The sequence below is a fragment of the Streptomyces sp. NPDC004126 genome (assembly GCF_050275515.1).
In the GTDB taxonomy this organism is placed as follows: Bacteria; Actinomycetota; Actinomycetes; order Streptomycetales; family Streptomycetaceae; genus Streptomyces.
Genome location: NZ_JBNNPF010000013.1, coordinates 1 through 24,942, shown reverse-complemented (window position 1 = coordinate 24,942; position 24,942 = coordinate 1). Strand labels below are relative to the sequence as shown.

Here is a 24,942-nt window from a genome sequence, read left to right as displayed (position 1 = left end):
CCCCCCTGCCGAACCGAACGAGGACCGGACGTGACGCCGTGACGACCCCCGACACCTGGCACAGCCACCACCTCTACCTGCACTCCGCCACCGAGGACACGGACGCGTTCCTGGTCCACGAGGCGGCCCCGCTCCTCGACGGCCTCGTCGCGGCGGGGGAGGCCGCCGGATGGTTCTTCATCCGCTACGGGGAGGGCGGACCCCACGTACGCGTCCGGGTCCGCGGCCTGAGCGCCGCTGCCGCCGCCGCGCTCCCCGGCGAACTGGCCCGCGCGGCGAAGGCGGTGCCCGAGGTGCCCGGCCCCTGGCCGTCCCGCCACGGCGAGGTCCGGGCCGTGCCCTACGAACCGGAGCCCGGGCGCTACGGCGGCCCGCGGGCGCTGCCCGTCGCCGAGGAGGTCTTCGAGGCCTCCACCCGCGCGGCCCTCGACGCCCTGCGCGCCCTGCCGGCCGGCGGCGGCACGGGAGCCCGGCTGACCGCCGCCGCCGACCTGGCGCACACGACGGTGCACGCGCTCGGCACCGACCCGCTGACCGCGGCGCGATGGCTGCGCGGGCACGCCGCCGGCTGGCGGTGGGTCACCGAGGTGCCGCTGCTGCCCGGCGCGTCCGTCCACACGAGGGTCAACACCGTGTACGCGGCTCAGCGCACGGGCCTCGGGCGGCGGGCCGGGGAACTGCGCGGGCGGCTCGGCGCGGGCACCGCGGCACCCGGGCTCCTGCGCTGGGCGGCCGCGGTCCGCGGGGCCGACGAGCGGCTGCGGGACCTGGGGGAGGAGCTGCGGGCCTGGGTGTGGGGCTCACAGCTCCACATGCTGTTCAACCGGCTCGGGATCACCCCCGACGAGGAGCGGGCCGTGTGCCGGCTGGCCGCCCGCACCCTGCTGGAGACCGGGGAGGAACCCGACTACTTCCCCGGCGGCCACACCGCCGCGGACTTCCGCTACCTGGAGAGGAGCAAGTTCCAGATCGGCCGCGGCGAGGACAGCGAACTGCGCGACCTCCCGGAGGGCGCGGAGCGGGCGTGGGCGGACCGGGCGTGGGCCGCGGGCCCCGAACTGGCCCTGCCCGCCGGTCCGCTGCCCGAGGTCCCGCTGGCCGCCGTGCTGGCGGCCCGCACCTCGATGCGCGGCCGGCTCCGGGGACCGCTGGACGCCGCGGCCCTGGGCTCGCTGCTGTGGCACTCCCTGGCCGAGAGCGCCCGCAGCGAGCAGCCGGACCCGGACGGCGGCCCGCCCTTCACCGTGTCCCACCGCCCCTACCCGAGCGCGGGCGCCCTCTACACCGTCCGGGTGCGGCTGCTGGCGTTCGACGTGGCGGGGGTCCCGGCGGGCACGTACGACTGCCTGCCGGAGCGGCGCACCCTGCGCCCGGTCGGCCCGGCGCCGGCCGTGGCGGACCTCAAGGCGCTCTCCACGTACCTGTCCCGGCCCGGCACGGCCCCGCACTGGATCGGCGTCGACGAGGCGCCCGCGGTCCTGGCCGTGTACGCCGACCTCGGCCTGCTGCGCCGCCGCTACGGCCTGCGCGCCCTGCGCCTGGCCCTGCTGGAGGCCGGCCACCTCACCCAGACCCTGCTGCTGACCGGCGCGGCGCTGGGCCTGGCCGGTACCCCGCTGGGCGGGTTCCACGACGACCTCGCGCACGAACTCCTGGGCCTGGACGACCTGGAGCAGCCGCTCCAGTACCTGCTTCCGCTGGGGCGGCGCACGCCCTGAGCGCCCGGCGCCTTTGTGCGAAGCCACGGACCGGGCCCCGCGGACGGGCGGAATCCCATGGGTTTCCCCAGTGGGTCCGGGGGCTCCCGCCGGATACGTTCGCCACGTTCTTGACGTGGCGAAAGGGGAGACCGTGGGAGCGGTGGCGTCCGTACTGGCGGCGGCGGTGCTGTGGGGGACGGTGGGGCCCGCCCAGTTGTGGGCGGACACCGGCGTGCACCCCGTGTCGCTCGGGGCCTGCAGGATGCTGCTCGGCGGGCTCGTGCTCAGCCTGCTGACGGTGCGTCCGGCGGGTCTGCGCAGCCTGGGCAAGCCCGGGGCGGGCCGGTGGCTCGTGCTGAGCGTGCTGGTGACGGCCGCCTTCCAGGTCTGCTTCCTCCAGGCGGTGGAGCGCGGCGGAGCGGCCCTGGCGACGGCCGTCGCCTTCGGGACCGTGCCCGTGGTCGGCGGGCTGAGCGCCCGCCGGCTCACCGGCGAGCGGCTCACCCGCCGCTGGCTGTGGGGGACGGGCTGCGCCGTGGCCGGCATCGCCCTGTTGCTGCTGCCCGGCAGCGGGGCCCGCGCCGACCTGCTCGGGCTGGTCTTCGCGGTGGTGTCCGGGGCGAGCTTCGGGGTGTACATCGCCGCGTCGAAGCAGCTGGCCGCACACGGTGCGGAGCTCGCCGCGGCGGCACCGGTGAGCGTGCTGTGCGCGGGGCTGCTGGTCTCCCCGTTCCTGCTGGTGGCCCCCGAGGGGCTGGCCACGGGCCGGGCGCTCGCGCTGATCGGCTGGCTGGGCCTCGGCACGACCGCCCTCGGCTACCTGCTGTTCACGCGCGGCGTCGGCCGGCTCAGCGCCGCGACGACGGGGACGCTGAGCCTGACCGAGCCGCTGGTGGCGGCGGTGCTGGGGGTCGCGGTGCTGGGCGAGCGGCCCGGTCCGAGCGCGGCGGCCGGAGCGGCGCTGATGCTGCTCGGGCTGGTCCTCGTATCCGTGCCGGAGCGGCGCCGGGTCCGGCCGTAGCGGCCGTCTACCGGTCCTGGTAGGCGGTCATGTCCGTGCGGACGCGGTCCGAGAAGAACATCGGGCCTATCGCGTCGGCCCAGGCCATGCCGTCCGGGGTCAGCCCGAGGGTGCCGCCGTTCTCCCGCAGCCAGTTCCGCTTCAGCAGGAAGTCGAGCTGGGGCCCGAAGTCGTCCTCGAAACGCGTCGTGAACCGCTGTGCGTAGGCGGTGGTGCGCATGCCCGTGGACTCCAGCAGGTGCTGGAGCACGTACATCCGGCGGCGCTCGGCGTCGTCCATGCGGAACGCCCACTGGGCGCGCCGGAACCGGTCGGTCGGGGTGGCGATGTAGTCGTCGATGATCCGCCGGACCTCGGGCACCGCGACGGCGTAGTCGGTGGTGTAGTGCAGGTCGGTGGTGAACGAGCGGGCGCCGACGCCCAGTCCGACCATGCCGGCCTGCTGGTTGTACTCGCTGATGCTGCTGCCGTCGGTGTCCTCCACGGCGGCGGTGCCGGTCCGGCGGAAGACCCGCATGGAGGTCTGCTCGTACCCGGCGGAGAGGAGGTGGTCGCGGCCGTAGCGGTAGAGCCGCAGCCGCTGGTCGTTCCAGTCCTGGAGCGTCTTGGCGTGGCGGGTGCTCAGCCCGGTCAGCGGGCGCACGTACAGCGGGTAGAGGTAGATCTCCTCCGGCTCCCAGGCGAGGGCGGCGTCCAGGGACACCCGGAAGGTGCGCTCGGTCTGGCCGTCGATGCCGTAGATGAGGTCGATGTTGAGGATGGGGAACTCCGCCTCCTTGAGGCGGGCGAGCGAGGCCTCGACCTCCGCGCGCTTCTGCGGGCGTACCGCGGCGCGCGCCTCCTCGTCGAGGAAGCTCTGGACGCCGATGCTCAGCCGGGTCGCGCCGCGTTCGGCGAGTACGGCGATCCGGTCGGCCGTCGCGGTCGCGGGGGAGGTCTCCACCGACCAGGAGGCGGCCTTGAGGTCGGCTCCCATGATGTTCTCGCTGATGTCGCAGAGGCGGGTGAGCTCGTCCGCGGTCAGGTACGTGGGGGTGCCGCCGCCGAACGCCGCGAGGGTGAAGCGGATCGGCTCGCCCTTGGCCTCCAGCGCCTCGCGGGTGACGCGCGCCTGCCGCTCCAGGGTGGCGAGGAAGGCGCCGGTGACCTCCTCGGGGGCGCCGGTGCGGGTGAAGAGGTTGCAGAAGCCGCAGCGCATCTCGCAGAAGGGGATGTGCGCGTAGAGGGAGAGCGCGTCGAGGCGCTCCCCGGACCACAGGTCGCCGAGCAGCGGACCGTCCTCCAGGAGGCGGTACGCCTTCTGGTGCGGGTAGGCGTACACGTACTGCTCGTAGGGGGTTTCCGGATCCGCGTCGGCGGAGGGGACCGGGAAGGAGGGGGCCGGAAGCAGGACAGGCGCGTTCATCAGGGGAATCGACTCTCGCTCGGCAAAAGAGGACGTCACTCTTCGTGACCAGGCGTCACCTTAGGTTCGTGCGCGGGCCGTTTTCAGCAGTGCAATTCCCATGAACCGCCTTTCGGCGTGTAGAGCTTCATATGCACTTTTTGCGGAAGGTGGGATTCCGTCCCGGGGACGGTGTATCCGTGGCCGCCATGGAGAACACACGGAGACTTCTCGTCGCCGCCGGGGGCGGCGGCGACGCCATCACGGCCGCCATGGTCCACGCCGCCCTGTACGGCGCGGACACCCCGGCACTCGTCCTGACCTACGCCTGGGAGCGGCTGGTCGTCGACCCCGTCCCGGGCCCCCGGTGCGCCGGCGACTTCCACGGCACCGAGGCCGCCGCACCGGACCTCGTCCTGGTCACCCCCGGGACCCGGCCCGTCGCCCCGGCCGGCTCCCTGCTCCCGCGGCTGTCGGGCGAACTGCGGCCGCGGCTCGGACTGCTGGACCCCTACGGCGGCGCCCTCGGCCTCGCCCGCCAGATCGCGGCGGCCGCCCGCTGGTGCCGGGCCGACCGGATCGACCTCGTCGACGTGGGCGGCGACATCGTGGCCCGGGGCGACGAGCCCACCCTGCGCAGCCCGCTCGGCGACGCCCTCGCCGTCGCCGCCTGCGCGGCCACGGGACTGCCGACCGGCGTGTACGTGGCCGGGCCCGGCCTCGACAACGAAGTGCCCCCGCCCGACCTGCTGCCCCGGCTCGGCGAACCGGCCCTCACCCTCGGCGCCGGGCACACCGGGGTCGTGCTCGGGGTCTTCGACTGGCACCCCTCCGAGGCCGGCGCCCTGCTGGTGGCGGCCGCCCGCGGGGTGCGCGGGGTCTGCGGCACCCGGGACGCCCCGCAGCCGGTGCACCTGGACGCGGGGGCCGCCGCCGTCCACCGGCTCACCCTGGACCGCGTCCTCGCCCTGAGCCCCCTCGCCCGCGCGCTGGCCGGCACCGGCGGCCTGGCGGAGGCCGAGGAGGCCTCCCGGGCCGTGTGCGGCTTCTCGGAGATCGAACGCGAACGCCGCCGCGCCGCGGCCCTGCCCGCCGCCCCGCCCGCACCGCGCCCGGACCGGGACCCCGCCGCGGTCCTGGCCCGCTTCGCCGCCTGGGAGCGGGAGACGCTGGCGCAGGGGATCGCGTACACCACCACCCGACGGATCACCGAGGAGCTGGACCTGGGCGCCGGGGAGGCCCGGCGCCTGTTCGCCGCGCTGGGCGACCGGCGGGCCGCGCCGCTGTGGCGGCTGGGTCCGGCCGTCGGCCGTCCACAGGCGGGACGGGGTGTCGGCGGGGCCCGCTAGGCTTCTCGAATGGCTCTTTCGGACGCTTCCCCCGAGATCTCGGACTCCCTGCAGGTACTCCACCGCGTGTTCGGCTACAGCTCCTTCCGCGGCGAGCAGGAGCAGATCATCGAGCAGGTCGCCGGGGGCGGCGACGCCCTCGTGCTGATGCCGACCGGCGGCGGCAAGTCGCTCTGCTACCAGATCCCGGCGCTCGTCAGAGAGGGCACCGGGATCGTCATCTCGCCGCTGATCGCGCTGATGCAGGACCAGGTGGACGCGCTCACCGCCCTCGGGGTGCGGGCCGGGTTCCTCAACTCCACCCAGGACCCGTACGAGCGGCAGGCCGTTGAGCAGGCCTTCCTCGCCGACGGGCTGGACCTGCTCTACCTGGCCCCCGAGCGGCTGCGCACCGAGAGCACCCAGCGGCTGCTCGACCGGGGCAAGGTGTCCCTGTTCGCGATCGACGAGGCGCACTGCGTCGCCCAGTGGGGCCACGACTTCCGGCCGGACTACCTGGCCCTGTCGATGCTGCACGAGCGGTGGCCGAAGGTGCCGCGGATCGCGCTGACCGCCACCGCCACCGAGGCCACCCACGCCGAGATCGCGAAGCGGCTGGGCCTGGAGGACGCCCGGCACTTCGTCGCCAGCTTCGACCGGCCGAACATCCAGTACCGCATCGCCGCCAAGGACAAGCCGCTGGCGCAGCTGCTGGAGCTGATCCGCTCCGAGCACGACGGGGACGCGGGCGTCGTCTACTGCCTGTCGCGGTCCTCGGTGGAGAAGACCGCGGCCTTCCTGGTGGAGCAGGGCATCGACGCCGTGGCCTACCACGCCGGGATGGACGCCCGCACGCGCGCCGCGAACCAGGCGCGCTTCCTGCGCGAGGACGGCGTCGTGGTGGTGGCCACGATCGCCTTCGGCATGGGCATCGACAAGCCCGACGTGCGCTTCGTGGCCCACCTGGACCTGCCCAAGTCCGTCGAGGGCTACTACCAGGAGACCGGCCGCGCCGGCCGCGACGGCGAGCCGGCCACCGCCTGGCTCGCGTACGGCCTCCAGGACGTGGTCCAGCAGCGCAAGCTCATCGACGGCTCCGAGGGCGACGAGAACCACCGCCGCTCCCTGGCCGCCCACCTGGACGCCATGCTGGCGCTGTGCGAGACCGTCGACTGCCGCCGGGTCCGGCTGCTCGCGTACTTCGGGCAGTCCGGCGAGCCCTGCGGCAACTGCGACAGCTGCCTGACGCCCGCCGAGTCCTGGGACGGGACGGTCGCCGCGCAGAAGCTGCTGTCCACGGTGTGGCGCCTCGCGCGGGAGCGGCGCCAGAAGTTCGGCGCCGGGCAGATCATCGACATCCTCCAGGGCAAGAAGACCGCCAAGGTCATCCAGTTCGACCACGACGGCCTGTCGGTGTTCGGCGTCGGCGCGGACCTGAGCACCGGCGAGTGGCGCGGGGTCGTCCGCCAGCTGCTGGCGATGGGACTGCTGGCGGTGGAGGGCGACTACGGAACCCTCGTGCTGACGGACGCGAGCGGCGAGGTGCTGGGCGGGCGCCGCACCGTCCAGATGCGCAAGGAGAAGGCGCCGGCCGCCTCCCGGAAGAAGGACTCCGGCTCGCGCTCCGGCAAGAGCGCCCGCGTCCCGGTCGACCTGCCCGCCGAGGCCGTGCCGGTCTTCGAGGCCCTGCGCGCCTGGCGGGCCGCGACGGCGCGCGAGCAGGGCGTCCCGGCGTACGTCGTCTTCCACGACGCCACGCTGCGGGAGATCGCGACGCTCCTGCCCGGGACGGTGGAGGAGCTGTCCGGGGTGGGCGGCGTCGGCGAGGCCAAGCTCGCCAAGTACGGCGAGGGCGTCATCGGGGCCCTCGCCGAGTTCACCGCCGGCAAGGCCGGCAAGGCCACCGGGGCCCCGGCCGCCGCCGAAGCGGAACCCCCGCTCTCCCACGAGGACGAACCGCCCTTCGACCTGGACGAGGACCCGCCCTGGGACGACTGGCAGTAGCCCCGCCGAACCGGAACGGGATCGTCAGGCCCGCGTCAAAGATCGGTCTCCTTGTGCAAAGGGCGCGTCAGGATGTGCGCCCAGGGGAGTCGGCCGGCCACAGACTGGTGGTGCGACGGAGCCGGACGACGGCCGGCGGCACGCCGACCGGAGCACGGTCCCACCGTGGGGGTACGGACCGGGCGACGCGGGCGCGTGCCGTCTCCGTTCGCACAGCACGGGCCGTCCGGCCTCCGGTGTGGGGATACCGGTGCCCGGACGGCCCGCCTGCGTGGCCGCCGCCGCAGCGGATCAGCTCCCGGCCAGGACCTACGCGCCGGTGTAGGCGGCGAGGTGTTCGGCGGTGAGGGTGGAGCCGTCGGCGACGAGGTCGGCCGGCGTGCCCTCGAACACGATCCGGCCGCCGTCGTGCCCGGCACCCGGCCCGAGATCGATGATCCAGTCCGCGTGCGCCATGACCGCCGGGTGGTGCTCGACGACGATCACCGACTTGCCGGAGTCGACCAGCCGGTCCAGCAGCCCGAGCAGCTGCTCCACGTCCGCCAGGTGCAGACCCGTCGTCGGCTCGTCCAGGACGTAGACCCCGCCCTTGTCCGCCATGTGCGTGGCCAGCTTCAGCCGCTGCCGCTCGCCGCCCGACAGCGTGGTGAGCGGCTGGCCGAGGGTGAGGTAGCCCAGCCCGACGTCGGCGAGCCGGCCCAGGATGCGGTGCGCGGCCGGCACGCGGGCCTCGCCGGAACCGAAGAACTCCTCCGCCTCCCGCACCGGCATCGCCAGCACCTCGCTGATGTCACGGCCCCCGAGCCGGTAGTCCAGCACCGACGCCTGGTAGCGCTTCCCCTCGCAGTCCTCGCAGGTGGCGGAGACGCCCGCCATCATCCCCAGGTCCGTGAAGACCACGCCGGCGCCGTTGCAGGCCGGGCAGGCGCCCTCGGAATTGGCGCTGAACAGGGCCGGCTTCACCCCGTTGGCCTTGGCGAACGCCGAACGGATCGGGTCCAGCAGCCCCGTGTACGTCGCCGGATTGCTGCGCCGCGAGCCGCGGATCGGGCCCTGGTCGACGGAGACCACGCCCTCTTCCCCCGGGATCGAGCCGTGCACCAGCGAGCTCTTGCCGGAGCCGGCGACCCCGGTGACCACCACCAGCACCCCGAGCGGGACGTCCACGTCGACCGCCCGCAGGTTGTGCGCGTCCGCCCCGCGGATCTCCAGGGCGCCCGAGGACGTCCGTACGGTCTTCTTCAGGCCGGTGCGGTCGCCCAGGTGGCGGCCGGTGACCGTGCCGGAGGCCCGCAGCCCCTCCACGGTGCCCTCGAAGCAGACCGTGCCGCCCGCGGTGCCCGCCCCGGGGCCGAGGTCGACGACGTGGTCGGCGATCGCGATCGTCTGCGGCTTGTGCTCCACGACCAGCACCGTGTTGCCCTTGTCGCGCAGCCGCAGCAGCAGGTCGTTCATCCGCTGGATGTCGTGGGGGTGCAGGCCCGTGGTGGGCTCGTCGAAGACGTAGGTGACGTCGGTGAGTGCCGAGCCCAGGTGGCGGATCATCTTGACGCGCTGCGCCTCGCCCCCCGAGAGCGTGCCCGCCGGGCGGTCGAGCGCGAGGTAGCCCAGGCCGATCTCCACGAAGGAGTCCAGGGTGTGCCGCAGCTTGTCCAGCAGCGGCGCCACGGAGGGCTCCTCCAGGCCGCGCACCCATGCGGCCAGGTCGCTGATCTGCATCGCGCAGGCGTCCGCGATGCTGATCCCCCCGATCTTCGAGGAGCGGGCCTCCGCGGTGAGCCGGGTCCCCCCGCACTCGGGACAGGTGGCGAAGGTCGTGGCCCGTTCCACGAACGCCCGGATGTGCGGCTGGAGCGCGTCGATGTCCTTGGACAGCATCGACTTCTGGATCTTGGGGATCAGCCCCTCGTAGGTGAGGTTGATGCCGTCGACCTTGATCTTGGTCGGCTCCTTGTGGAGGAGGTCGGCCAGTTCCTTCTTGGTGAACTTCCGGATCGGCTTGTCCGGGTCGAAGAAGCCGCAGCCTCCGTAGATCCGCCCGTACCAGCCGTCCATGCTGTAGCCGGGGATGGTGATCGCGCCCTCGTTGAGGGACTTGGAGTCGTCGTAGAGCTGGGTCAGGTCGATGTCGGAGACGGAGCCGCGGCCCTCGCAGCGCGGGCACATGCCGCCGGTGCGGTTGAAGGTCGCCTTGACCGTCTTCTTGGCGCCCTTCTCGACGGTGATCGCCCCGCTCGCCCGGACCGAGGGCACGTTGAAGGCGTACGCGCCGGGCGGGCCGACGTGCGGGTCGCCGAGGCGGCTGAAGAGGATGCGCAGCATCGCGTTGGCGTCGGTGGCGGTGCCGACCGTGGAGCGGGGGTCGGCGCCCATCCGCTGCTGGTCGACGATGATCGCCGTCGTCAGCCCTTCGAGCACGTCGGCCTCGGGCCGTGCCTGCGTGGGCATGAACCCCTGGACGAAGGCGCTGTAGGTCTCGTTGATCATCCGCTGGGACTCGGCGGCGATCGTGTCGAACACCAGCGAGCTCTTCCCCGAGCCGGAGACGCCCGTGAACACCGTCAGCCGCCGCTTGGGGATCTCGATCGCGACGTCCTTGAGGTTGTTCACGCGTGCGCCGTGCACGCGGATCAGTCCGTGGCTGTCGGCGATGTGGGGCTCGGGCGACCCCGTGTCCGTCCTCTTGGCCATGCTCTTCGTGTCTCCGTCGCTCGCTCCGGCCCGTGGCGGCGTGACCGCCGCACCGTACGGCAGCCACGCTATGCGGGGTCCGGGCCCCGGCGCTTCTCGAATCCTGATCGGTCCGCCGTGTCCCGCCCGGCACCCGGGGCCCGTTCCACTGCGCAAAGCCTTACTGACCGGTATAAACCTCTGGGCGTCTTCAAGCCAAACGGTGCGGTGGGGCTGGAGGGTGCCATTCCGGGGATCGGTACCCCCCGCGCTACTGTGCGTACGTGAACTCTCATGTCGTCATAGGTTTCGGGCCCGCCGGGGCCGCCACCGCTCGGCTGCTCGCCGAACGGGGCCACTCAGTCAAGGTCGTCACCGCCTCGGGCCGGGCCCCGGAGCCCGGCATCGAGCACGTCGCACTGGACGCCCGGGACAGCGGCCGGCTGACCGAGGTGGCGCGGGACGCCGTCGCCCTCTACAACTGCGCCTCGCCGCCCTACCACCGCTGGGCCGCCGAATGGCCCGCGCTGGCCGCGTCGTTGTGCACGGCCGCCGAGGCCACCGGTGCCGTGCTGGTCCTGCTCGGAAACCTCTACGGGTACGGCCCCGTGGATGTCCCCATGACGGAGGACCTGCCGCTCGCGGCGACCGGTCCCAAGGGACGGGTCCGCGCGGCCGTGTGGGAGGGGGCGCGGACCCTGCACGAACAGGGCCGCGTCAAGGCCGTCGAGGTGCGGGCCTCGGACTTCTTCGGACCCGGCGTCACCGACGGCGGGCACCTGGCGGCCCGCGTGCTGCCCCCGCTGCTCCGCGGCAAGCCGGTCTCCACCCTCGGCGACCCGGACGCCCCGCACAGCTGGACCTACCTCCCCGACGTGGCCCGGGCCCTGGCCGACGCCGCGGGCGACGAGCGCGCCTGGGGCCGGGCCTGGCACGTGCCGACCGGACCCGCGCTGTCCGTCCGCGAGATGACCCGCCGGCTGGCCGACGAGGCGGGCACCGGGCCGGTCGCGGTGCGCGGACTGCCCCCCGCCGTCCTGGCCGTCGGCGGCCTGTTCTCGCCGCTGCTGCGCGAACTCAAGGAGATCCGCTACCAGTTCGACCGCCCCTTCGTCGTCGACGCGAGCGCCTGGGAGACCGCGTTCGGTGTCCGGGCCACCCCCGTCGACGAGCAGGTGAAGGCGACCGTGGCGTGGTGGCGCGAGCGCCTGGCAGCCGGCCGATGATCCCGCCGGACCGGTCCGCCCCCGTCGCGCGCGACGACGTCGCCGTCGTCGGCATGGCGTGCAGGTTCCCCGGAGCCCGCGACGTCAACCAGTACTGGCGGCTCCTGACGGACCCGGAGCCGCAGTTCTCCGGCGTACCCGACTCGCGGTGGCGCAAGGCCGCCTTCCTCAGCGACGACTTCCGCGACACCTTGGCGGCCTACACCGACACCATGGCCCTGCTGCCGGACGTGGACCGGTTCGACGCCGCGCACTACGGCATCCCGCCGCGCCGGGCCCGGGCCATGGACCCCCAGCACCGGCTGCTGATCGACCTCGCCCGAGAGGCGGTCCAGGACGCCGGCTGGGAGGTGGACGGCTTCGACCGCGAGGAGACCTCGGTCATCACCGCCCTCACCGAGAGCGGCTACCGCCAGCTCAGCACCATGCGGCTGCGCATGCGCCAGCTGGTCGGCGGTGAGTTCGGGGCGCGGGCGGCCGACCCGCACTGGCAGGAGACCGTCCGCGCGGTGGACGGCCTGCACGGCACCTCCGCCGCCGGGCTCCTGCTCAACATGGGCCCGAACAGCATCAGCTCGGTCTTCGACCTGCACGGCGAGAGCTACGCCCTGGACTCCGCCTGCTCCGGCGGCCTGATGGCCGTGGCCAACGCCGTGCACGCGCTGCGCTCCGGCCGCACCCGCGTCGCCCTCGCCGGCGGCGCCCAGCTGCTGCTCACCCCGGACCTGCTGGTGGGCCTGTGCCGGATCGGCGCGATCTCGCGCAGCGGCCGGTGCCTGCCCTTCGGGGCGAAGGCCGACGGGTTCGTCCTCGGCGAGGGCGCCGGGATCCTGGTCCTGCGGCCCCTGTCCGACGCCCTCGCCGCCGGCGACCGCGTCTACGCGGTGATCCGGGGCGTCGGCACCGCCAACGACGGGACCGTACAGGGCGGGATGCACCCCCAGGCGGCCGGACAGCTCCGTGCCCTGCGCCGCGCCTACCGGGACGCGGACCTGGCACCGGACGCGGTGGACTACCTGGAGGCGCACGGCACCGGCACCACGGTCGGCGACCCCGTCGAGCTCGACGTCCTGCGCGAACTGCGCGGCGAGGGCGCCCGCCCGGCCCATCTCGGCGCGGTGAAGGCGGTGGTCGGCCACTCGCTGAACTCCGCCGGCATGGCGGGGCTCATCAAGTCGGTGCTGGCCGTGCACCGGGGAGTGGTCCCGCCCCAGCCGGAGTTCGAGGCGGCCGACGCCGCCCTGCTGGACTCCGCGCGGCTGACCGTCCCGACGGCGCCGGTCCGCTGGCCGGAGACCGGCACGCCGCGGCGGGCCGGGGTGAGCGCCTTCGGCTTCGGCGGCACCGGCGTCCACATGGTGGTGGAGGAGGCCCCCGCCCCGGCCGTGCCCGCTGCGCGGGCGGAGGGGCCGCACGTGCTGGTGCTCACCGCCCGCGACCGGGCGGGGCTGGCCCGGCACGCCCGGGAACTGGCCGCGGTGATCGCCGAGGACGGGCCGGAGCCGGCCGCGGTGGCGGACACCCTGGCCCGCCGGACGCCGCTCGGGGAGCGCCTGACCCTGGTGGTGGACGACGCCGCCGACGCCGTGGCGCGGCTGACGGAGGCCGCCGCCGGGGTGGAGGCGGGGCGTACGGAGGACCCCGGGGCGGAGGTACCCGCGGTGCCCGGGCCGCGCGTGCCGCCGTGCACGCTGCCGCCGAGCCCGCTCGCCCCGCGCCGGCACTGGGCCGTGGACGAGTCGGCCCGCGAGGCGGCCGGGCCGGACGCGCCCGGGGACGCGTGGGCGGCGGAGCGGCCGGCGGCCGGCCCGGCGGTCCCCTCGGGTACGGAGTCCGTCGCCGCGGTCGTCCTGGAGGAGGTCTCGCGGGCCGGCGTCTTCCCGCTCTCGGACCTGGGCACGGGCATGTCGCTCGTGACCGACCTCGGCTTCGACTCCCTGATGCTCCAGGAGCTGGAGGTCAACATCGGCAAGCGGATACCGGGCTTCCGCGCCAACGAGCTGTTCACGCCCGGCCTCACCATCGGCCGGCTGATCGCCGTGGCGGCCGGGGAGGGGGACCAGGAGGTGACCGGGGGCCCGGCGAGCCATGCTGAAACGATTCTGCTCGACGTGCCGCCGCAGTGGAGCCCCGAATCCGCCACCGTGGACGAGTTCCCCGAGGTGGCCCGCTTCGAGGAGCGGCTCGACGCGGTCGCGGGCAGCCCCGCGGGGTACCCGTACTTCCGGGTCCACGAGGGCACCATCACCGACACCACCGTGATCGGCGGCCGCCCGTACCTGTCCTTCGGCAGTTACAACTACCTCGGCCTGTCCGGCCATCCGGCGGTCAACGCGGCCGTGCACGAGGCGGTGGACCGGTACGGGACCTCCGTATCGGCGAGCCGGGTGCTCTCGGGAGAACGCGACCTGACCGTCCGGCTGGAGCGGGCGCTCACCGAGTTCCTCGGCGTCGAGGGATGCCTCACGCTGGTCAGCGGCCACGCCACCAACGTCACCGCGATCGGCCACCTCGTGGGCCCCGGAGACCTCGTGGTCCACGACGCGCTCGCCCACGACAGCATCCTCCACGGCTGCGCCCTCTCGGGAGCCGCCCGCCGTCCCTTCGCCCACAACGACACGGCCGAGCTGGAGCGGATGCTGCGGCTCAACCGGTCCCGGTTCCGGCGGGTCCTGATCGTCGTCGAGGGCGCGTACAGCATGGACGGGGACCTCGTCGACCTGCCCGCCGTGATCGAGCTGAAGAAGCGCTTCGGCGCCCTGCTGATGGTGGACGAGGCGCACAGCATCGGCACCGTGGGCGAGTACGGCCGGGGCGTCGGCGAGTTCCACGGGGTCGACCGCTCGGACGTGGACGTGTGGATGGGCACCCTCTCCAAAGCCTTCGCCAGCTGCGGCGGTTACCTCGGCGGCTCGGCCCGGATGGTGCGCTGGCTGCGCCACACGCTGCCCGGCTTCGTCTACAGCGTCGGCCTGACCCCGGCCAACGCGGCGGCCGCGCTGGCCGCCACCGAGCTGATGACGGCGCAGCCGGAACGGGTCCGGGCGCTGCGCCGCAACTCCGCGCTCTTCCTGGGCCTGGCCGCCGCGGCCGGGCTGTCGACGGGCTCCAGCGGGGGCACGCCGATCGTGCCGTGCATCCTCGGGGACTCGGCGAAGACCCTGCGGGTCGCGCACGGCCTCTACGGGCGGGGTGTGATCGCGGACCCGATCTTCCACCCGGCGGTGGAGGAGGGGCTCTCGCGGCTGCGCTTCTTCATCACCAGCGAGCACCGCGAGGACGACATCAGGCGCGCGGTCGCCCTGCTGGCCGAGGAGGTGGCGTCCGCCGGGGCGTGAGCCGGGAGACGAGCCCCTCTCAGATCAGGGTGCGTTCGATGCGGCTGAGGGTGGCGCTCTTGGCCGGGCGGTCGCCCGTGCCCTCTTCGGTGTCATCGGGCTGTTCGGCGCCGCCCATGCGCTGCGAGAGCAGGTAGGCGATGATCTCCGCCTCCTGTTCCTGGACGTCGTCGTAGGTCGCGCGCAGGAGCATGTCGCGCACGATGTCGGGGTCGAGGTCGGGGAACAGGAGGCGGGCGGCCGCCTCGTCCAGTCCGCCGGCCCCGCGGTGGCAGCAGATGATGTGGCCCAGCTCGTGCAAGATGATGTGCTCCTGATGCGCGCTGGTGGTGTTGGCGTCGTAGAAGATCAGGTCCTCGTCGCGGGCGGCGACCCACATGCCGCACGGGTGCGACGAGGGCATCTGCATCGGGACCAGGATGATCGGGCGGTCGCGGACCTCGCCGAGGTGGCGGCAGAGCTCGGCGACGTCGGGGGCCTCGGGCAGGTCGAGTTCGGCGAGCCTGCGGGCCCCGGCCCGGCGCAGCTTCTTCAGCCGGCTGCGGCGGTCGTGGTCGGCGGCCCGCTCCTTCCAGACGCCCCTCATTCGGGGTCGCCCGCGTCGGTGACGGGGGGAAGGCCCTGCATCTGCCGGTACTGGTCCATGATGGCCGTGATCGCGGCGAGGTTCTCCTTCCTCATGCCGGCCGCCCGCATCGCCACGGCGCGGACGCCGGACTGGCGCAGCGCCTCGATGGCGGCCACCTGGCTGAGCACGGACTCGGCGACCTTGTCGTCGAAGAAGTAGGCGACCGAGACGCCGAAGAAGCGGGCGAGGGCGGCCAGGAGGTCGGGCGAGGGGTTGGAGCGCTTGCCGGTCCGCAGCTGGGACAGGTAGACACCGCCGACTTTCAGTTCGGGGTTGGCCCGCTTGAGCTCCTCCGCCACCTCGGCGTTCGTCCAGTGTTTGCCCTTGGGGCGGACGGTCTTGAAGAGGTCGTCGAGGCGCGTCGCGAGCAGGGGCCGGTCGTCGGCCTCGGTCTCGGTGTCGGTCATGGTGATCCTTCCTCCCGTCACCTCCTCGGTATAGCCCTTGGCTATACGTCAGTTTCACAGATTAGCGGTCAGTTGACAATTGGGCTGGACTCCGCCAACGTTGGGTCTCGCCGATAGCTGGCAGTTAACTCGACTCACGGGGGTTTGTCGGTTGGCTTGCCGGTGAAAAACGGACTGGCCCGGCCCTCGGGGGATGGGCCGGGCCAGTCCGGGCGGTGAACCGCCCGTCCCGCCCCGTGCGGAGACGGGGGGTAACGGGGGAGCTGCCCGCCCGGTTTGACGGGGGATGCAAACCGGGCGGGAGCTTCAACTCGCGGTGCCGAGCTTACTGTAGGCAGCCGCTACTTTGGTGAGCCATGCGACCTCCGCCGTGAAGTTGTCGGTGTCGCGGTCGTCGAAATCGCCGGCGTCCTTGCTGTCCTGAGGGACGGTGCCGTTCCGCTTCGCCAGCAGGGCCTGCTTGATCTGCGCCGCTTCCGTGAACGCCTGCCGGGACTCCTCGCTGGCGTCCTTGCCGGGCCCCCCGGAACCGGGGGCGGTGCGGTCGATGTAGGGGCGCAGATCCCGCCACCCGTCACGTATCTCCACGACCCGGCGGTGCAGCCGGTAGTCCATCTCGGAGACCGAGGCGCCCGGCGGCTCCAGCGCGATGTCCGGGGAGGACTCGTACAGGTCCCGCCACAGCGGGTACAGCGCCCGGTAGGACCGGTAGCTGCGCGCCCAGTCCAGCAGCCGGGTGGCCGAGGGGCCCCAGGAGGAGTTGGTCAGGCTCAGCGACAGGATGACGATGCCCGTCGCGCTGAAGACGTTCGACGCGAGCTTCCAGACGCCGATGTCGATCCCCGCCGCCGACGTCAGGATGTTGACCGTCCTCGCCGAGCAGTACAGGAACAGGACCACGGCGGCGACGCGCAGCATCCGCAGCGCCTGCCGCAGCGAGGCGTTGTCGGTCATCTCGGCGTAGGGGCCGCACTGGCGGAAGATCGTGACGCAGGGAACCGCCTGCGACACGATGAAGGCCAGCAGGTACGTGAGCACCAGCGGCTGGCCGCTGCCCGTGTCGAAGTCGGAGGACGGCCGGTTCGTGCCGTCGGCGAGCAGGAACAGCGCGACGAGCAGCGCGTTCAGGGCGAAGCCGGTGACGGTCCACCAGCGCGCCCTGCGCAGCGCCTCCTCGTCGGCGTCCGCCCACTTCAGCAGGATGATCTGCGAGCTGACGCAGAAGGCCACCGCCGCCAGGTGCATGAGGAGGATGGCGAGGTTGCCGACGCCGAGGACGCTGCCGCCGCCCATGGCGACGGCGCCCATCGTGAAGGTCAGGCACTGGAGCAGGAGGGTGGTGATCAGCGCGCGGTAGGCGCTGTCCCGCCAGCTGCGGCGCGCCTGGCACAGCCGGTAGACGAGCGCCGCGTACGACGACAGCGCGGCTATGACGAAGCAGAGGGTTCTGGTGGTGTTCACGTCCTGGATTTTCTGCGGGTGCCGCGTAGGGGGCGGACGGGTCAGGCGGTCTTCTCGGTCAGGGGGACGTCCAGTCCGACGCCCTCGGCCGCCACGGCGATCGCGTAGTCGAAGAAGGCGGCCTCGTCGCTGACGCTGTCGTGGGTGCGGCTGAAGACCTGGAAGACCAGGAGGCCGATCAGGTTGCTCCACAGGACGATGCCGCGCTCGATGATGTCCGAGAACGGAGCGCCGGGCACGCCGCCGAAGGCCGCGACGGCCTCGGGCAGCAGGAGCCGGCGGGCGGGCGGCGTCCGCCGGGGCGGGGTGAGCTCACCGGCCTCCAGGGCCGAGCGGATGATCCCGGCGAGCACGCCGGGCGTACGGGAGGCGGGCGGGACCGTGTCCTGCGGCGCGTGGTACCCGGGTACGGGCGAGCCGTAGATCAGGGTGAATTCGGCCGGGTTCTCGAACGACCACTGCCGCAGCGCCCGCGTGGCCGCGAGCAGCCGCGCGCCCGCCGGCGCCCCCGCGGCCGCCGCGTCGGCGTCGGCCCGCTCCATCGCGGCGCCGGACGCGTCGTACGCGTCGATGACCAGGGCGGTCAACAGCTCGTCCCGGTGCGGGAAGACGGCTTCCACGTCGGTGACGGCGAAGCCGCCCTCATGCGCGACGGCCTCCGGGGACAGCCCTGCGGCCCCCAGTTTCGCCAGCTGGGCACGCGCGGCGTCGAGGATCCGGGCCTCCCGGCCCGTGCGTTCGGGATTCGAACTCTTTGCGGAAACGTCCATGCCGGAACCGTACCGGCCGGGGGTCGGCGGCGGTGAGCACGCCCTTGCGGACGCCCCGGCGGGGCGCCCGGTTCAGGCCACCGCGGGCGCGCCCCCGGCCGGGCCGGTCAGTCCCGTGCCGCCGGGGCCGTGCGGGCGAAGTGGCGGGCGGAGGGGACGAGGGCCGCCGCCGCCGGTACGAGGAAGCAGGCGGCGGCGCAGGCCGTGAGGACGGGGGTGACCCCGAAGGCGGAGACGGCCGGGGCGATCAGGGCCAGGCCGACCGGGGCCAGGCCGTAGGACACGAGGAAGTCCAGCGAGGACACGCGGGCCAGCTTGTCCGGGGCCACCTCGCGCTGGGTGGCCGTGAACCAGGGCACGTTGAAGAGCTCTATGCCGGTCCCGGCGACGGCGTACGCGGCGACGACCACCACCGGGTGCACGGGCAGGACGAGGCTCAGCGGCGCGAAGCCGTACGCCGCCAGCCCGGCGAAGGCGGCCCAGCCCTGCGAGCGCGGCCGCCGCCGGGCCATGAGCAGCGCACCGGCGAGCGCGCCGACCGTGTAGGCGGTCATGGCCGAGGCCAGCACCCACTCGGTGCCGTAGCGGTCCCGGCTGATCAGCGGGAGGGCGACGCTGGTGGCGGAGTAGCCGAGCGAGATCACGCAGGCGAGGGCGGCGAGACCGGCGAGGAACCAGGGGTGCCGGCGCGCCTCGCGCATCCCCTCCAGGAACTCGGCGCGGAAGCCGGCGCGCGGCGCGGGACCGGCCGCCGCGGCCGGGGCGGCGGCACCCGGGGCGGGGACGAACGCGGCGACCAGCCAGAGCAGTCCGATGCCGAGGAGCAGCGTCCGGACGTCGAGGAAGGCGGCGAGCAGCGCCGTCAGGGCGGGGCCGGCGAGCGTGGAGGCGCGTACCGCGAGGGTCATGGCGGCGTTGGCCCGCTGTCGGCGCTCCGGCTCGACGGTCTCGGCGACGAGCGCCTGGAACGCCGGGCGGCAGGCGCCCTGTCCGGCGCCGGCGAGGGCGGCGGCGGCCGTCATCAGCACGAGGGAGCGGCCCAGTCCGGCGGCGAGCAGGGGCGCGGCGGCGCCCGCCGCGAGGGCCGACCAGAGGACGACCGCGCGGCGTGCGTGCCGGTCGGCGAGTACGCCGCCCACGGCGACGGCGGCGAGGAAACCGGCGGTGCGCGCGGCGAGGACCAGGCCGAGTCCGGCGGCCGAGAGGTCGCGGTGGAGCACGGCGAGTCCGAGGACGAAGGGCAGGGCCCAGGTCGCGAGGCCGGAGGCGGTGGTACCGGCCCACAGGCGCAGGAAGACGGGGTCGCGCAGGATCGAACGCGGGGGAGGGGAGGGGGACTTGGCGGCGGTCGGGGCGGGTGTGGTGGCCACGGTGAGGGCGCTCCTGGCAGGCGGGGAGGCGGTTCGGCGAACCACCCCCGAGGTGGTTAATGAAAATGATTACCATTACAGTACCCTTCCATCGCGGCACTCCTGCCCGGTGCACGACAACGCCCGTCCCCGCCTCCCCGACCGGAGAACCCATGCGCCACCCCGCACGCCCCCGCATCGCCCTGACCCTCGCGGCCCTCGCCCTCGCCACCGCCGGCTGCTCCACGGCGGGCGGCGGCTCCGGCGCGCCCGCCGCCCCCGGCCCCGCCGCCGCGGCGGCCTCCGTCACCAGCTGCGGCACGCCGCTGACCGTCGCCGGCCCCCCGAAGCGGGCCGTCGCCCTGGACCAGGCCTCCACCGAGACCCTCCTCGAACTGGGGCTCCAGGACCGGATGGCAGGGACCGCCAACCTCAAGACGAAGGTCCCCCCGCAGTACGCCGCCGCCTACGCCAAGGTCCCGGTCATCGCCCCCAAGATCGCCACCGGCGAGCAGCTGCGCGCCGCGACACCCGACTTCGTCGTCGCCGGATCCGCCGACCTCTTCACCGCGGACCGCGCCGGAACCCGCGAGGAGCTGGCTGCCCTCAAGGTGCCCGCGTTCGTCAGCGCCGTGGACTGCCCGGACCGGAACCCGGCCGGGAAGTCCCCCTTCGAACTGCTCTTCTCCGACTACGAGAACCTCGGCCGCGTCTTCGGCGCCGAGGAGCGCGCGGGCAGGCTGGTCGCCGCCCAGCGCGACGCCGTCGCCAGGGCGGCGGAGACCGGCGCCGAAGCCGGACGGGGCGCGGAGCGGCCGACCGTGGTCTACCTCTACTCCGTCTTCAACGGCATGCCGTACGTGGCCGGCAAGAGCGGCCTGCCCAGCGAGATGAGCCGGATCGTCGGCGCGCGGAACGCCTTCGACGACGTCGACGGGGACTGGCCCGAGGTCTCCTGGGAGGAAGTCGCCAGGCGGGACCCGGACTTCATCGTGATCGGCGACCTCTCGGAGCGCGGGCGGCCCGGCGACAGCGCCGCCGAGAAGCGCGCCGCGCTGGCGCAGCACCCGGTGGTGTCCCGGCTGGGCGCGGTCCAGGGCGGCCGGATCATCGAGGTGCCGGGCATCGAACTCGACCCCTCCGTACGGTCGGTGCACGCCCTCGGACTGCTGGCCGCCGGGATGAAGGATCTCGGCCGTGCCCGCTGACCCGGCCCCGCGCGGCGCCGGCCCCGCGGACCTGCTGCTCCCGCCCGGCCCCCCGCCCGCGGCCGACCCGCTGCTCCCGTCGGCCCGCGACCGGGACGCCGCCGGCGGGGGCTCCGGTCCCGGCGCGGTCCACGGCGCGGTCCACGGCGCGGAGCCGGGCTCGGGCCGCGGCTCCCGGCCCGGCTGGGTGACCCGCGGCCTCCGGTCCCGGGCGGGCGGCCCGGCGCGGCCGGGCCGCAGGGGCCGTACGCTCCGCGCCCTCCGGGTGCTCGGCGCCGCCGCCCTGCTGGCCGGCTCCCTCGTGGCGGGCGTGCGCATCGGCACCGCCGACGTCGGCTGGGGCGGCCTCGTACGGGCCTTCGGGTCCCGGCTCGGGCCGGCCGTGGAGCCGCTGCCCCCGCTGCTGGACTCCCTCGTCTGGGACCTGCGGCTGCCGCGCGTGCTGACGGCCGCCCTCGTGGGAGCCTCGCTCGCCGTCTGCGGGGCGGTCCTCCAGGCCGTCACCCGCAACGCCCTTGCCGACCCCTACCTGCTGGGCGTCTCCTCGGGCGCCTCGGCGGGAGCCGTCACCGTCGTCGTGCTCGGCGTGGGCGCGGGCGCGCTCGGCGTCACCGGCGGGGCGCTCGCCGGAGCGCTGCTCGCCTTCGGGGCGCTCCTGCTGCTGCTGCGGCGCACCGGGCTGGACTCGGTCCGCATCGTGCTCACCGGTGTGGTCGTCGGCCAGCTCTTCACCGCGCTGACCTCGCTCGTCCTGATGGCCTCGGCGGACGCGGACACCACGCGGGCCGTCACCCACTGGCTGCTCGGCTCGATGGCGCCGGCCCGCTGGGACACCGTCGCGGTCTGCGCGCTCGTCACCCCGCTGGGCCTGGCGGCCGCCTGGCTCTGCTCCAACGCCCTCGACGGGCTCGCCTTCGGCAGCGACACCGCCGCCTCCCTCGGCATCGGCGTACGGCGCACCCGGCTGCTGCTGCTCGTGGTCACCGCCGCGCTGACCGCCGTCGCCGTGGCCACCGTCGGCGCCATCGGCTTCGTCGGCCTGATCGTCCCGCACGGGGTGCGGTTCCTCGTCGGCCCCCGGCACCGGGTGCTGCTGCCCTACGCGGCCCTGGCGGGCGCGGTGTTCCTGGTGTGGACGGACGCGCTGGCCCGGATCGCCTTCGCGCCCCGCGAGGTGCCCGTCGGAGTGGTCACCGCCCTGCTCGGCGTACCGCTCTTCCTCCTCGTCCTGCGCAGGAGGGGGGAACTGTGAGGATCACCGCCGAAGGGCTGAGCTGGTCGGTGGCGGGCACGCCCGTCGTACGCGGCGTCAGCCTGGACGTGGCCCCCGGCGAGACGGTCGGCCTGCTGGGCCCCAACGGCTCCGGCAAGTCCTCGCTGCTGCGCTGCCTCGCCGGGCTGCGCGTGCCCGACGCCGGAACCGTCCGCTACGACGGCGCGTGCGTACGGGACTGGAGCGCGCGCCGGACCGCCCGGCACGTCGCCTTCGTCGGACAGGACGCGGCCGCCGACAGCGATCTGAGCGTCGCCGACGTCGTCGGCCTCGGCCGGACCCCGTTCCGCGACCGCTGGCGCGCACCCGGCGCCCACGACCGGGCGGTGGTCGCCGCCGCGCTGGAACGCGTCGGGCTCACCGCACTCGCCGGCCGCTCCTGGCGGGCCCTGTCGGGCGGCGAACGGCAACGCGCCCACATCGCCCGCGCGCTGGCCCAGCAGCCGTACGGGCTGCTCCTGGACGAGCCCACCAACCACCTCGACGTCCGCCACCAGCTGGAACTGATGGAGCTGCTCACCGGTACCGGCCGGACCGTCCTGGTCGCCCTGCACGACCTCTCGCTCGCCGCCCGCTACTGCGACCGGCTGCTGCTCCTGCACCACGGCCGCCTGACCGCCTCGGGCACCCCCGCCGCCGTCCTGACCCGCGAGCGGCTCGCCGAGGTCTTCGAGGTCGACGCCGAACTCACCACCGACGCCCTCGGACACCCCGCCGTCGGCTACCGGGGACCGCTGCCCGCGACCCCCCGACCCGCCCCCTGAAAGGACACCCGTGCACAGCACCACCAGCACTACCAACACCGTCGGCACCGCCCACACCGCCCACACCGCCCACACCGCCCACACCGTCGACTCCCTCGTCGACGCCGTCCTCGCCGGCGCCCACGGCCCGCTCCCCTCCGCGCTCACGGCCACCAGCGTCTTCTGGATCCACCACGGCACCCGGCTGGCCGGCGGCGACACGACCTACCTCAACCAGTACGTCCTGGTCCGCCTCGGCGCCTCCTTCGGCGGCTGCGCCTTCGAGGCCGGGCAGATCGACCCCGCGGTCTGCCGCGACCACTCCGGCGCCCCGCTCGACGTCCTGCTGCGCGAGGCCCCGCGTCCGCTGCGGATCGCCGCGCTGGACGCCTACCTCGGCGCGGTACGCCCGCACACCGCGGCCGCGGACGCGGGCGAAGCCGAGCCCGTCGTCCTGCCCGCCGGCACCCCGGAGGTCCGGGCCGGGGCCAGGGACGCGGCGATCGCGGGCCTGCTCGACATCGAGGAGGGCGCGGCGGTCGGTCTGATCGGGGTGGTCAACCCGCTGGTCGCGGCGATCCGCGAGCGCGGGGGGCGGCCGCTGCCCTGCGACTTCAACCTGAAGGCCACCCAGTGGGGCGACCCCGTCACCGACGACATGCACGAGGTGCTGGAGCGCGCCGACGCCGTCGTCGCCACCGGGATGACCCTGGGCAACGGCTCGTTCGACACCGTCCTGGAGCGCTGCCGGGCCCGGGGCGTCCCGCTGGTCGTCTACGCGCAGAGCGGCAGCGCGGTGGCCCGGGCCTTCCTCGGGTCCGGGGTGACGGCCCTGTCCGCAGAACCGTTTCCCTTCTCGCAGTTCAGTGCCGGTGAGACCCTCCTGTACCGCTACCGGACGGCGGACCGCGCGTGATCCCCGCCGCCCGCACCGCCCCCTCCCGCACCGCACCGGTCCGCGGCGGCCTCCGCGCGGGGACCGGGCGCGCCCCCTGCCACCACGGCGAGATCCTCCAGGGCGTCTTCCTCGACGGCACCGGACGCCGCTGCGCGGGCCTGGTCACCCTCCCCATGGCCGGCCCGGCCGGGCGCGCCCGCTTCCAGCCCCGGCCCGGCACCGCCCCCGAGGCCCTCGGCGTCGTGCCCGCCGGCCGGACCAAGGCCGCGCGGGCCGCAGCCCTCGCGGTCGCCGAATGCGCGCGGCGCACCGGACGACCGCCCTGCGGCGGTGAGCTGCGGCTCACCGGCGGTGTCCCGGTGGGCCTGGGCATGGGCAGCTCCACCAGCGACGTGATCGCCGCCGTGCGCGCCGTCGCCGACGGGTACGGGCTGCGGCTGCCGCCGGCCACCGTCGCCCGGCTGGCCGTCCGCGCCGAACTGGCCAGCGACCCGCTGATGCTGGACGCCCGGCCGGTGCTCTTCGCCCAGCGCGAGGGCCGCGTCCTGGAGGTCCTCGGGCCGGCCCTGCCGCCGCTGGTCGTGGTCGGCTGCGTCCTCGGCGGCGGCGCGCCCGTCGACACCCTGTCCCTGCCCGTACGCCCGCCCGCCGAGGCCGGCGCGGACGAGGTGCGGGCCTTCGAGCGGCTGCGCGCCCTGCTGCGCCGGGCGGTGGCCACGGGCGACGTACGGCTGCTCGGCGAGGTCGCCACCGCCAGCGCCCGGATCGGCCAGCGCGTACTGTCCCACCCGGAGTTCGACGCCCTCACCGCCGTCGCCCGGCGGGTCGGGGCGGCGGGCGTGCAGATCGCGCACAGCGGGGCCGTGGCGGGCCTGCTGTTCGACCCGGCCGAGCCCGGTCTGCGCCGCCGCGTCCGCTCCTGCCTGCGCGCCCTGGACGCCCACGGCATCCCCGCCACCCGGACCTTCACCACGACCGAGGAGATCCCCCATGGACCAGCACATCGCGGAGGCGGTCGGCCGGCCCGACCTGGTACGGCTCGACGACCGGCTCGTCTGCCTGCGCTTTGAGACGATGAAGGCGGTCTCCGCCCTCGCGGCGGTGCGCCACCTGCTGGACACCGGCGCCGTGCGGCGCGGCGACACCCTGCTGGACAGCTCCAGCGGGATCTACGCGTACGCCCTCGCCCTGGCCTGCCACCGGTACGGCATGCGCTGCCACATCGTCGGCTCGTCGACCGTGGACCGCACCCTCGGCGTCCAGCTCGCCGTGCTCGGCGCCACGCTGGAGCGGATGGAGCCGTGCGACGACCTCAAGCTCGACCAGAAGCGGCGGGTCGAGCGGATCCACGAGATCCTCGCCGAACACCCCGAGTACCACTGGATGCGCCAGTACCACGACGACGTCCACTACCTCGGCTACCGGGCCGTCGCCGACCGGATCCGCGGGGCGGTCGGCGACGGCGCCGCCCTGGACGGGCTCGCCTCGCAGCCGCCGCCGGCCGAGGCCCGCAAGCGGTGCCGGTCTTCACCGT

General features: G+C 74.6%; 19 protein-coding genes. 12 read left to right on the top strand and 7 right to left on the bottom strand.

Annotation, left to right across the window (positions count from 1 at the left end; genetic code table 11):
- Window positions 1–38: 38 nt before the first annotated feature.
- Together ACQKM2_RS14750 and ACQKM2_RS14745 are read left to right on the top strand one after the other, a co-directional pair.
- Window positions 39–1,718: a thiopeptide-type bacteriocin biosynthesis protein gene (locus ACQKM2_RS14750; protein WP_427709704.1), complete on the top strand. Its 1,680-nt coding sequence runs from the start codon at window positions 39–41 to the stop codon at window positions 1,716–1,718.
- Between the two features lie 115 nt (window positions 1,719–1,833).
- On the top strand, window positions 1,834–2,721 hold the full coding sequence (locus ACQKM2_RS14745) for a DMT family transporter (protein WP_427709702.1): 888 nt from the start codon (window positions 1,834–1,836) through the stop codon (window positions 2,719–2,721).
- 7 nt (window positions 2,722–2,728) lie between these two features.
- Here ACQKM2_RS14745 and ACQKM2_RS14740 read toward each other — a convergent pair whose 3' ends face one another.
- Window positions 2,729–4,126 carry an STM4012 family radical SAM protein gene (locus tag ACQKM2_RS14740; RefSeq protein WP_427709700.1) on the bottom strand — a complete coding sequence of 466 codons (1,398 nt, stop codon included), beginning with the start codon at window positions 4,124–4,126 and terminating at the stop codon, window positions 2,729–2,731.
- A 188-nt stretch (window positions 4,127–4,314) separates the two neighbouring features.
- Here ACQKM2_RS14740 and ACQKM2_RS14735 point away from each other — a divergent pair, with 188 nt between their 5' ends.
- The gene (locus ACQKM2_RS14735) at window positions 4,315–5,454 is read left to right on the top strand and encodes a DUF1152 domain-containing protein (RefSeq protein WP_427709698.1); all 1,140 of its coding nucleotides are present in this window, start codon (window positions 4,315–4,317) and stop codon (window positions 5,452–5,454) included.
- Between the two features lie 9 nt (window positions 5,455–5,463).
- Complete coding sequence (gene recQ, locus ACQKM2_RS14730; RefSeq protein WP_427709697.1) at window positions 5,464–7,437, top strand: DNA helicase RecQ; 1,974 nt, start codon at window positions 5,464–5,466, stop codon at window positions 7,435–7,437.
- 309 nt (window positions 7,438–7,746) lie between these two features.
- On the opposite strand, the gene ACQKM2_RS14725 is transcribed toward recQ, so the two are convergent.
- Window positions 7,747–10,128 (bottom strand): ATP-binding cassette domain-containing protein, encoded by a 2,382-nt coding sequence (locus tag ACQKM2_RS14725; protein ID WP_427709695.1) that lies wholly within the window; start codon window positions 10,126–10,128, stop codon window positions 7,747–7,749.
- A gap of 263 nt (window positions 10,129–10,391) precedes the next feature.
- On the opposite strand from ACQKM2_RS14725, the gene ACQKM2_RS14720 reads away from it, so the two are divergent.
- Together ACQKM2_RS14720 and ACQKM2_RS14715 are read left to right on the top strand one after the other, a co-directional pair.
- Window positions 10,392–11,333 carry an NAD-dependent epimerase/dehydratase family protein gene (locus tag ACQKM2_RS14720; RefSeq protein ID WP_427709693.1) on the top strand — a complete coding sequence of 314 codons (942 nt, stop codon included), beginning with the start codon at window positions 10,392–10,394 and terminating at the stop codon, window positions 11,331–11,333.
- Window positions 11,334–11,386: 53 nt separating this feature from the next.
- Window positions 11,387–14,671: an aminotransferase class I/II-fold pyridoxal phosphate-dependent enzyme gene (locus ACQKM2_RS14715; protein WP_427709924.1), complete on the top strand. Its 3,285-nt coding sequence runs from the start codon at window positions 11,387–11,389 to the stop codon at window positions 14,669–14,671.
- A 19-nt stretch (window positions 14,672–14,690) separates the two neighbouring features.
- Here ACQKM2_RS14715 and ACQKM2_RS14710 read toward each other — a convergent pair whose 3' ends face one another.
- The 5 genes from ACQKM2_RS14710 to ACQKM2_RS14690 all read right to left on the bottom strand — a co-directional run bounded on the left by ACQKM2_RS14710 (window position 14,691) and on the right by ACQKM2_RS14690 (window position 19,307).
- Complete coding sequence (locus ACQKM2_RS14710) at window positions 14,691–15,257, bottom strand: toxin (RefSeq protein WP_427709692.1); 567 nt, start codon at window positions 15,255–15,257, stop codon at window positions 14,691–14,693.
- Complete coding sequence (locus tag ACQKM2_RS14705; RefSeq protein WP_427709690.1) at window positions 15,254–15,706, bottom strand: helix-turn-helix domain-containing protein; 453 nt, start codon at window positions 15,704–15,706, stop codon at window positions 15,254–15,256. Before ACQKM2_RS14705 ends, ACQKM2_RS14710 begins: the two co-directional genes overlap by 4 nt.
- Before the next feature lie 306 nt (window positions 15,707–16,012).
- Window positions 16,013–17,167 (bottom strand): MAB_1171c family putative transporter, encoded by a 1,155-nt coding sequence (locus tag ACQKM2_RS14700; protein WP_427709688.1) that lies wholly within the window; start codon window positions 17,165–17,167, stop codon window positions 16,013–16,015.
- Between the two features lie 41 nt (window positions 17,168–17,208).
- On the bottom strand, window positions 17,209–17,937 hold the full coding sequence (locus ACQKM2_RS14695) for a WHG domain-containing protein (RefSeq protein ID WP_427709686.1): 729 nt from the start codon (window positions 17,935–17,937) through the stop codon (window positions 17,209–17,211).
- Between the two features lie 107 nt (window positions 17,938–18,044).
- On the bottom strand, window positions 18,045–19,307 hold the full coding sequence (locus ACQKM2_RS14690) for an MFS transporter (protein ID WP_427709684.1): 1,263 nt from the start codon (window positions 19,305–19,307) through the stop codon (window positions 18,045–18,047).
- A 152-nt stretch (window positions 19,308–19,459) separates the two neighbouring features.
- On the opposite strand from ACQKM2_RS14690, the gene ACQKM2_RS14685 reads away from it, so the two are divergent.
- The 6 genes from ACQKM2_RS14685 to ACQKM2_RS14660 all read left to right on the top strand — a co-directional run.
- Window positions 19,460–20,494 carry an ABC transporter substrate-binding protein gene (locus tag ACQKM2_RS14685; RefSeq protein WP_427709682.1) on the top strand — a complete coding sequence of 345 codons (1,035 nt, stop codon included), beginning with the start codon at window positions 19,460–19,462 and terminating at the stop codon, window positions 20,492–20,494.
- Window positions 20,484–21,746 carry a FecCD family ABC transporter permease gene (locus ACQKM2_RS14680; RefSeq protein ID WP_427709680.1) on the top strand — a complete coding sequence of 421 codons (1,263 nt, stop codon included), beginning with the start codon at window positions 20,484–20,486 and terminating at the stop codon, window positions 21,744–21,746. The genes ACQKM2_RS14685 and ACQKM2_RS14680 overlap by 11 nt, the downstream gene beginning before the upstream one ends.
- Window positions 21,743–22,531, top strand: coding sequence for an ABC transporter ATP-binding protein (locus ACQKM2_RS14675; protein WP_427709678.1), 789 nt, complete (start codon window positions 21,743–21,745; stop codon window positions 22,529–22,531). Before ACQKM2_RS14680 ends, ACQKM2_RS14675 begins: the two co-directional genes overlap by 4 nt.
- Before the next feature lie 10 nt (window positions 22,532–22,541).
- Window positions 22,542–23,426 carry a Rossmann-like domain-containing protein gene (locus ACQKM2_RS14670; RefSeq protein ID WP_427709676.1) on the top strand — a complete coding sequence of 295 codons (885 nt, stop codon included), beginning with the start codon at window positions 22,542–22,544 and terminating at the stop codon, window positions 23,424–23,426.
- On the top strand, window positions 23,423–24,478 hold the full coding sequence (locus ACQKM2_RS14665) for a GHMP kinase (protein ID WP_427709674.1): 1,056 nt from the start codon (window positions 23,423–23,425) through the stop codon (window positions 24,476–24,478). Before ACQKM2_RS14670 ends, ACQKM2_RS14665 begins: the two co-directional genes overlap by 4 nt.
- Window positions 24,399–24,942: pyridoxal-phosphate dependent enzyme (locus ACQKM2_RS14660; RefSeq protein WP_427709672.1), on the top strand; the 544-nt coding region annotated here is incomplete at its 3' end. The genes ACQKM2_RS14665 and ACQKM2_RS14660, both read left to right, overlap by 80 nt.

What these genes read in the sequence shown, in the direction of transcription:
- ACQKM2_RS14740 (WP_427709700.1), bottom strand. Translation starts at nt 4,126, where the DNA reads ATGAACGCGCCTGTCCTGCTTCCGGCCCCCTCCTTCCCGGTCCCCTCC.
- ACQKM2_RS14735 (WP_427709698.1), top strand. Translation starts at nt 4,315, where the DNA reads ATGGAGAACACACGGAGACTTCTCGTCGCCGCCGGGGGCGGCGGCGAC.
- recQ (WP_427709697.1), top strand. Translation starts at nt 5,464, where the DNA reads ATGGCTCTTTCGGACGCTTCCCCCGAGATCTCGGACTCCCTGCAGGTA.
- ACQKM2_RS14725 (WP_427709695.1), bottom strand. Translation starts at nt 10,128, where the DNA reads ATGGCCAAGAGGACGGACACGGGGTCGCCCGAGCCCCACATCGCCGAC.
- ACQKM2_RS14715 (WP_427709924.1), top strand. Translation starts at nt 11,387, where the DNA reads ATGGCGTGCAGGTTCCCCGGAGCCCGCGACGTCAACCAGTACTGGCGG.
- ACQKM2_RS14710 (WP_427709692.1), bottom strand. Translation starts at nt 15,257, where the DNA reads ATGAGGGGCGTCTGGAAGGAGCGGGCCGCCGACCACGACCGCCGCAGC.
- ACQKM2_RS14705 (WP_427709690.1), bottom strand. Translation starts at nt 15,706, where the DNA reads ATGACCGACACCGAGACCGAGGCCGACGACCGGCCCCTGCTCGCGACG.
- ACQKM2_RS14695 (WP_427709686.1), bottom strand. Translation starts at nt 17,937, where the DNA reads ATGGACGTTTCCGCAAAGAGTTCGAATCCCGAACGCACGGGCCGGGAG.
- ACQKM2_RS14685 (WP_427709682.1), top strand. Translation starts at nt 19,460, where the DNA reads ATGCGCCACCCCGCACGCCCCCGCATCGCCCTGACCCTCGCGGCCCTC.